Genomic DNA, 6875 nt, shown 5'->3' on the forward strand with positions numbered 1-6875 from the left:
ATCACCGCAGTGCTGATTACCAAGCGCAGAGCTTGATGGGTCACGCGTTCTTTTTTACCAATACGTGCCGAAACGGAGTTGTACTGAGTCATATCACTCATAGTCTTTCTCCAATTGATCCAAAATCGCTTGTTGAAGCGCGGCGCACTCTCCATCGAGAACTCGTGGTGGCTTGGAATCCGGAACAACCAAGTGCTGAGCTTGCGCAGGCGTACCTTGCAGTACATAGAGTTGGTGAGCTAATCGCACCGCTTCTTGTGGGTCGTGGGTAATAAGAACAACGGTCTTATCTTTCAGTAATTCGGCAGACAAGGTCTGCAACTTATGGCGAGTAACCGCGTCCAACGCAGAGAAAGGCTCATCCATCAGAACCAGAGGCTTGTCTTGCATCAGAGTGCGAGCAAGGGCAACACGTTGTCTCATGCCGCCAGAGAGCTGAGTTGGCTTAGCATCCGCGTAATCGGCGAGTTTTACTTGGTTTAGTAAAGCCAGTGCACGTTGTCTATTTTGCTCTGGTGCTTGCTCTTGAGAAAATCGAGAACTGAGGCAGACGTTGTCTAACACATTCAACCACGGTAGCAATAAATCCTGCTGAGCCATGTAAGCGATACGGTCATGCAGTGCAGCGCCATCCGTTGTGATGAGTTCGCCATGCCAGTCAACTTGGTCATCCAGTAGGCCAGCTAAGTAACGCAATATTGTGGTTTTCCCGCAGCCACTTCGTCCGAGTAATACCGTCCATTTACCGACGGGAATGGTCATGTTCATTCCTGCTAAAGTCGGTGTTTGGCTATCTTTGTATCGCAGGCTAGCATCGGAAAGCTGAATGCCAATCGCGTTAGCGAACATAAGTATGACCCGCAAAAAAGTGGTTCACAGGGCCGTGACCTTTACCGACATCCAGTTCATCAGCGTGCGCGATAGCTTGGCTGATGTACTGCTTACCAAGGTGCACCGCTTTGTGCAGATTGTTGCCTTGGCCAAGATAAGACGCAATGGCGGAAGAAAGTGTACAGCCTGTGCCATGAGTGTTTTTGGTTGGAAATCGCTTGGCGCTAATTAACTCGGCACTGTCTTGCATGATAAGCAGATCGTTGCTGTTTTCATTTTCTTCAAGGTGACCGCCTTTGAGCAGAATAGCTTTGGCGCCAAGCGCACGAAGGTCGGTAATCATATCGTTCATTTCAGATTCTGATTGAGGCATTGGCTTACCCGTCAATGCTGCGCCTTCGGGTAGGTTAGGGGTAATGATGTCTGCGAGCGGAATCAATTCTTCTTTTAAAGTGCTGATTGCCGACTGTTCCAGTAATAGATCGCCGCTGGTGGCCACCATCACAGGGTCAATCACGAGGTGTTTTGGCTGGTATTGTTTAATTTTGTCTGCAACGACTTTGATGATGTTGGAATCTGCCAGCATGCCCACTTTGACTGCAACGATGTTGAGGTCGGTAAATACTGCATCAAGTTGGCTCTCTACATGGTCGAGAGGAATGGGGAAAATCGCAGAAACGCCTTGGGTATTTTGCGAAGTAATCGCCGTGATTACCGAGCAAGCAAAACTGCCGGTTGCGGACATCGCTTTGATGTCGGCTTGAATACCTGCACCGCCACCACTGTCTGAGCCCGCGATGGTCAATACGATAGGGGTAGGCAAGGCTGGCGTGTGATGTGAATGAGGTTGTGATTGCTGCGTCATGGTCGCTCCTACTACAAGACGTATAGGAACTGACTTTGACCGTTGCAGATAGATCGATTTTTCGATCGCTATCGCTTACCTAAGAGGGGCGACGAAAGGCAAAGTGTGCATAGTTCCCTACGTCAGTGCTAACTGAATCAGGTTCAACGGGTCTCGAATTTCGATCTCAGCCAACACTTGTCGTGTGGCCCCCCGACTATTTCGTTCGGATGATAGCAGGACCATTGCGGAAGGGATACGTTTTTTGAGCGTAATTATAATGAGTATTCAATTATGCGAGGTGAGTGATAAAGTAAGCACCTAAATGGTTTGCTGGGTGGAATTTACTAGTGCAACGCTCTGGTGAATGAGCAGAACCTGGAATATTTAATAAATAATCGTGGTCTCGTTAAGCAAGGATTAGCACAAAACAAGGTTAAAAAACTGTTAAAATTTAACGTGTTGCCAATTTAACTTTGTTGAACTTTTTCACAGTTAATTAGGAAGGCTAAGACGATCATCGAGCAAGGAGACTTCATGCTTAATTCTGTAACAGCGAAGTCAGTGATCGATCATGCGCTCTTTTTGGGGGCTGATTTCGCTGAACTATTCGTTGAACATCACCAAACCAACACTGTCCAGATCGCATCTGGTGAGGTGGATAAGGTTAACTCGGGTATCGATTTTGGTATCGGTATTCGTCTTTTTTTCGGTCATAAGGTGCTTTACGGTTACACCAACAGCACAGATGAAGCCGAACTAAAGCGCGTAACCTCGCTGCTTGCTGCAAAAGACAAGCGTGAGCAAATCGCGTCAGCGGGTTCTTTGAATTTGAACCGCTACCCAATCCAACATGGTTGCCGCATGCCGCTAGGTAAGGATGCTAACCTAGATTCAAAAATCGCGTTTCTATTGAAAGTTGACCAAGCCGCACGTGCTGAGAGTGAACATATCAGCCAGTTTATTGGCAGCGTTCTTCAGCGCGAGCAACAAGTGTCTATCTTCAACTCAGAAGGTCTACACGTTGACGATACTCGCCACTACATTCGTGTTGCTGGTAACACTGTCGCGCAAAAAGGTAATGAGCAGTCTTCTGGTATGGAAGGTCCTGGCGCTCTTGCTGGTTGGGAATTCAGTGAACAGCTTGATGCCAAAGAGCTAGGTCAAACTATCGCGCAGCAAGCGTTAGTAAAACTTGGCGCGGATGCTTGTCCATCGGGTGAAATGCCGGTGGTGATTGGTAACGGCTTTGGCGGCGTTATCTTCCATGAAGCATGTGGTCACTTGCTAGAAACCACTTCAGTTGCGAAGAAAGCATCAGTATTCCACGACAAGATGGGCGAAATGGTTGCTCACACCGCGGTGAATGCAGTCGATGATGGCACCATGACCAACGAATGGGGCTCGATTCATGTTGATGACGAAGGCATGAAGACTCAGCGTACCCAATTGATCAAAGACGGTAAGCTAACCAGCTTTATGGTCGATAAAATGGGTGGCATGAAGACAGGTTACGAACCTACGGGTTCTGGTCGTCGTCAAAACTACAAGTTCGCACCAACCTCGCGTATGCGTAATACCTTTATCGAAGAGGGCGAGCATTCACTTGATGACATGCTGGCAGGCATCGAGCGTGGTATCTATGCGAAGAAGATGGGCGGTGGCTCGGTTCAACCGGGTACGGGTGAGTTTAACTTTGCTGTTCGTGAAGCTTATCTCATTGAAAATGGCAAAATCACCAAGCCTCTGAAAACAGCAACGCTGATCAGCACGGGTCCAAAAGTGTTGAAAGAAATCAGCATGGTCGGCAAAGACATGGCACTTGCGCCGGGCATGTGTGGTTCCGTAAGTGGTTCAGTACCAACAACAGTCGGTCAGCCAACACTGAAAGTCGATAACATTCTGGTAGGAGGCGGTAACTAATGAGCCAAGAACAACAACTTCTTAATGCGGTTGATTACGTCCTATCAGAAGCAAAACGCCAAGGTGCAGAAGCGGACGTCATTGTAAACCGCAACAGCAGCTTTTCTCTGAAAGCGAACCAAGGAAAGCTGGATGAGTACAAAGTAAGCTCAAGCCAAGTGCTGGGTGTTCGTGTTGTGAAAGATGCGCGTGTTGCAACGAGCTATTCTGAGTCGTTAGAACAACCAAGCTTAGATTTGATGCTGACTAATGCACTGCAAAGCGCTCGTTTTTCCAAGCAAGATGAACATCAGACCATTAGTTGTGTGAACAGCCAAATCACGACTGACGTGGCTGAGATTGCTCAAGAAGACACAACTTCGGTTGATGAAAAAATTGAACTGTCTCTCGCACTTGAGCAAGGCGTAGTGGCTCTGCCTCACGCTTCTAGCGCACCATACAATGGTTACAGTGACGGTGAAACTCAGCTCATCATCGCGAATACTCAAGGTACGTTATGTCAACATTTCGAGCGATCGTTCACTTGTTACGCGTATACCTTGTTTGAAAAAGACGGCAAACAGTCGATGGCGGGAAGAATGTCGCTAGGTCGCCGTTTTGATGAGTTGGCTCCAGCTTATTGTATAGAAGGCGGTTACAAGCTTGCTCGTGATCTTCTTGAAGGTGTACCGGTTGCGACGGGTAACTACCCCGCTATTTTCCACATCAATGCGCTGGCAAGTTTATTCGGTGCTTTCGGCAGTGCTTTCTCTGGCGTAAGCGCGATGAAAGGCATTACGCCACTGGGTGATAAGCTTGGTCAACGTGTTGCGAGTGATTTAATTACCTTTACTGATACGGCTTACATGCCAAATGGTATGGCAATCGCAAGTTTTGATAGTGAAGGCTTTGCTACTCAAGACAATGTGATGATTGCTAATGGCCAACTGAATACGCTATTGCACAATAGCCAAACAGCGAATTATTTGGGTGCAGTGTCGACGGCAAGTGCCGCTCGCGGTGCAAAATCGAGCTTAGACGTATCAGCGAATCACAAAGTGATTGCGACAGGCAACAGCAGTGCATCAGAAGTAAAAGCGGGAGAGTACCTAGAGTTAGTCGAGCTTCAAGGTGTCCATTCTGGTGCGGATGCAGTGAGTGGTGATTTCTCATTTGGTGCGAGTGGCTTCTTGTGCCGTGATGGAGAGCGCGTTCAACCAGTTCGTGGGATCACGGTAGCGGGTAACTTCTACAAGATGCTGCAAGAAGTTGAGGCAGTGGGTGATACTCAGTTAATTAACGATAGCCGAACTTTCTTCTCGCCAGACGTTCGTTTTGCTCGTTTGAGCATTGGTGGTAAGTAAACTTAGCATCCCTATAGAAACAAAAAAGAGGACTCAATGGAGTCCTCTTTCATTGTCTAGCAACGTGTGCGTGAATAACTAGAATTCGCGTATGTCCAACTCATTGTGGATCAATACCACACACTGAGAAGCGAAAAGCATCTTAGGACCTAAGCTGATCTTCTCTGTGCCAAGGCGCTTTAAGCTGTTAAAAGACTTTTTCGGCATCGGTATATGGTCAGTTAGCAAGAAACATGGATTTTCACCAATTTCTGCATCACGAACAAATTCGCCTTTCTTATCCAACATATATAGTTGGTGATCTTCTGCCAGCTCTTGTACTAGGCGTTCAAAGCTCACTGTACGAACGGTAATACCAGGTTCGACTTCACGAAGTTGCTCTTTACCCATACCAACCGAAGCATCCAAAGCGCGAGCCACTGCTGCAATCAAGGTTGACTCATGGAAGCCGCCAATGTTGGTGATGTCGTTGGAGCGAATAGTAATGGTGCGTGAGAAGTCTTTTGTGCTTTCCAAAACCAAGTGAACAACCACATCTTCACGGTGTGATTGAGCAACGAACATAGTGTTCATCATGGTATGAGCAAGAATCTCTGTATGCGCTTCATTACCAACACCTTCTAACAGTGCTTTGCTGGTGGTTGGCGCCGCGCGAGCTCGTAAAACAAAAGAGCGCATGAATTTAGCCTCTATATAGGAAGAGTGAATGCGCGGAAGTATATACCCAAGCAGGGAAGGGATGCGAGTTTAATAGCAAATGTGAACTTACTTACAAAGCTTCGATTGTCGTGCGGAGTGCGCTGGTTAAAATAGAGGTAACCTGTTAGGAGCGGTATATGGAAATCAAACAGATAAATAAAGACATTTATAAAAAGAAAGTAAACCTTGTGATTGGCGGTTTTGTTGCGTTGCTCGCCATCTCCTCTCTTGCCTTTAGTACCTTGTTGATTGTTTTGTTTGGCAACACTGAAGTCGTACCAGAACAATCAACGGGCAATTTCCATTGGAATTTGATTGGTGTCGTTCTCGCAGTTGCAACTTCCCTCTCTTTATTGAATCACATTAAAACTCGACCATACATGGAAGAAGTGCTGTACGTTTGGAAACTCAAGCAACTGCACAACAAAATCTTTCGTAAACTAAAAAGCATTAAAGCAGCCGCGAGCAATGACGATGTAAAAGCGCTCACTACGCTTAAGTTCTATTACACCACGCAACGCCAAGTGTTTGAGCTAGACAACAACACATTAACGATGAGCAGTGTAAATAAAGAACTAGAGGCTATCGAGCAAATCGAAGCGGCGCAATCACTGAGTCTCGATATCACAGGCTTTGAAGAGTCTTGGCTAGACACATATTGATTGCCTATTTGCTACTTGAAGTTAACAACTGAGTGCTAAAAATAAGCGTTTGAGTGAGATTTAATCATTCGACGCTTTTTTTTGATTTTTTTTCTGAAAAGGGGTTGCCAAGAAAAATCATCTCCCTATAATGCGCCTCCGTTGTCAGGGCAAAGCGGAAACGCAAAAGCGGTTGGCAAGAAGGCGAAAGAAAACTTCTAAAAATTAATTTAAAAAAGTGTTTGACACTGAAAATTAATTCCTTAGAATACGCCTCCGCTTCGATAGCAAAGCTTACGAAGCAAGCTCTTTAACAATATAGACCTATCAATCTGTGTGGGCACTCGTTGATGATAATCCAAATAGTTTCTTCGGAAACAATTTAGGTTTCAATGAAACGAAGTGACCATTCGAATTGGGAAGCAGCCTTGAGCTGTTTTGTTTTACTTTTTCAAAAGTAAAAACCAATAAGAGCACAGTCAATTCAAACATTACTTTATGTAATGTTCAGTATTCATTGAGCCGACAAAATCTTAAATTGAAGAGTTTGATCATGGCTCAGATTGAACGCTGGCGGCAGGCCTAACACATGCA

Annotated in this window: 6 protein-coding genes and 1 riboswitch; of the genes, 3 read left to right on the forward strand and 3 right to left on the reverse strand. The window is 46.0% G+C overall.

The window, feature by feature from the left end; genetic code table 11:
• Positions 1–93: 93 nt before the first annotated feature.
• Both IQP38_RS18200 and thiD read right to left on the reverse strand, forming a co-directional pair.
• A complete protein-coding gene (locus IQP38_RS18200) occupies positions 94–849 on the reverse strand; it encodes an ABC transporter ATP-binding protein (RefSeq protein WP_054575239.1) in 756 nt (251 codons plus the stop codon).
• On the reverse strand, positions 839–1696 hold the full coding sequence (gene thiD, locus IQP38_RS18205; RefSeq protein WP_005383329.1) for a bifunctional hydroxymethylpyrimidine kinase/phosphomethylpyrimidine kinase: 858 nt from the start codon (positions 1694–1696) through the stop codon (positions 839–841). Before thiD ends, IQP38_RS18200 begins: the two co-directional genes overlap by 11 nt.
• Positions 1697–1793: 97 nt before the next feature.
• Positions 1794–1901: riboswitch (TPP riboswitch) on the reverse strand.
• Positions 1902–2212: 311 nt separating this feature from the next.
• On the opposite strand from thiD, the gene IQP38_RS18210 reads away from it, so the two are divergent.
• A complete protein-coding gene (locus tag IQP38_RS18210) occupies positions 2213–3598 on the forward strand; it encodes a TldD/PmbA family protein (protein ID WP_115386907.1) in 1386 nt (461 codons plus the stop codon).
• Positions 3598–4941 (forward strand): TldD/PmbA family protein, encoded by a 1344-nt coding sequence (locus IQP38_RS18215; RefSeq protein WP_193837838.1) that lies wholly within the window; start codon positions 3598–3600, stop codon positions 4939–4941. The genes IQP38_RS18210 and IQP38_RS18215 overlap by 1 nt, the downstream gene beginning before the upstream one ends.
• Before the next feature lie 78 nt (positions 4942–5019).
• Here the strand turns inward: IQP38_RS18215 and trmY are convergent, their stop codons facing one another.
• A complete protein-coding gene (gene trmY, locus IQP38_RS18220; protein WP_017634347.1) occupies positions 5020–5619 on the reverse strand; it encodes a tRNA (pseudouridine(54)-N(1))-methyltransferase TrmY in 600 nt (199 codons plus the stop codon).
• Between the two features lie 158 nt (positions 5620–5777).
• Here trmY and IQP38_RS18225 point away from each other — a divergent pair, with 158 nt between their 5' ends.
• Complete coding sequence (locus IQP38_RS18225) at positions 5778–6302, forward strand: DUF3087 domain-containing protein (RefSeq protein ID WP_193837839.1); 525 nt, start codon at positions 5778–5780, stop codon at positions 6300–6302.
• Positions 6303–6875 lie beyond the last annotated feature (573 nt).

The organism is Vibrio sp. OPT41 (genome assembly GCF_015163595.1).
GTDB classification, from domain to species: Bacteria; Pseudomonadota; Gammaproteobacteria; order Enterobacterales; family Vibrionaceae; genus Vibrio; species Vibrio alginolyticus.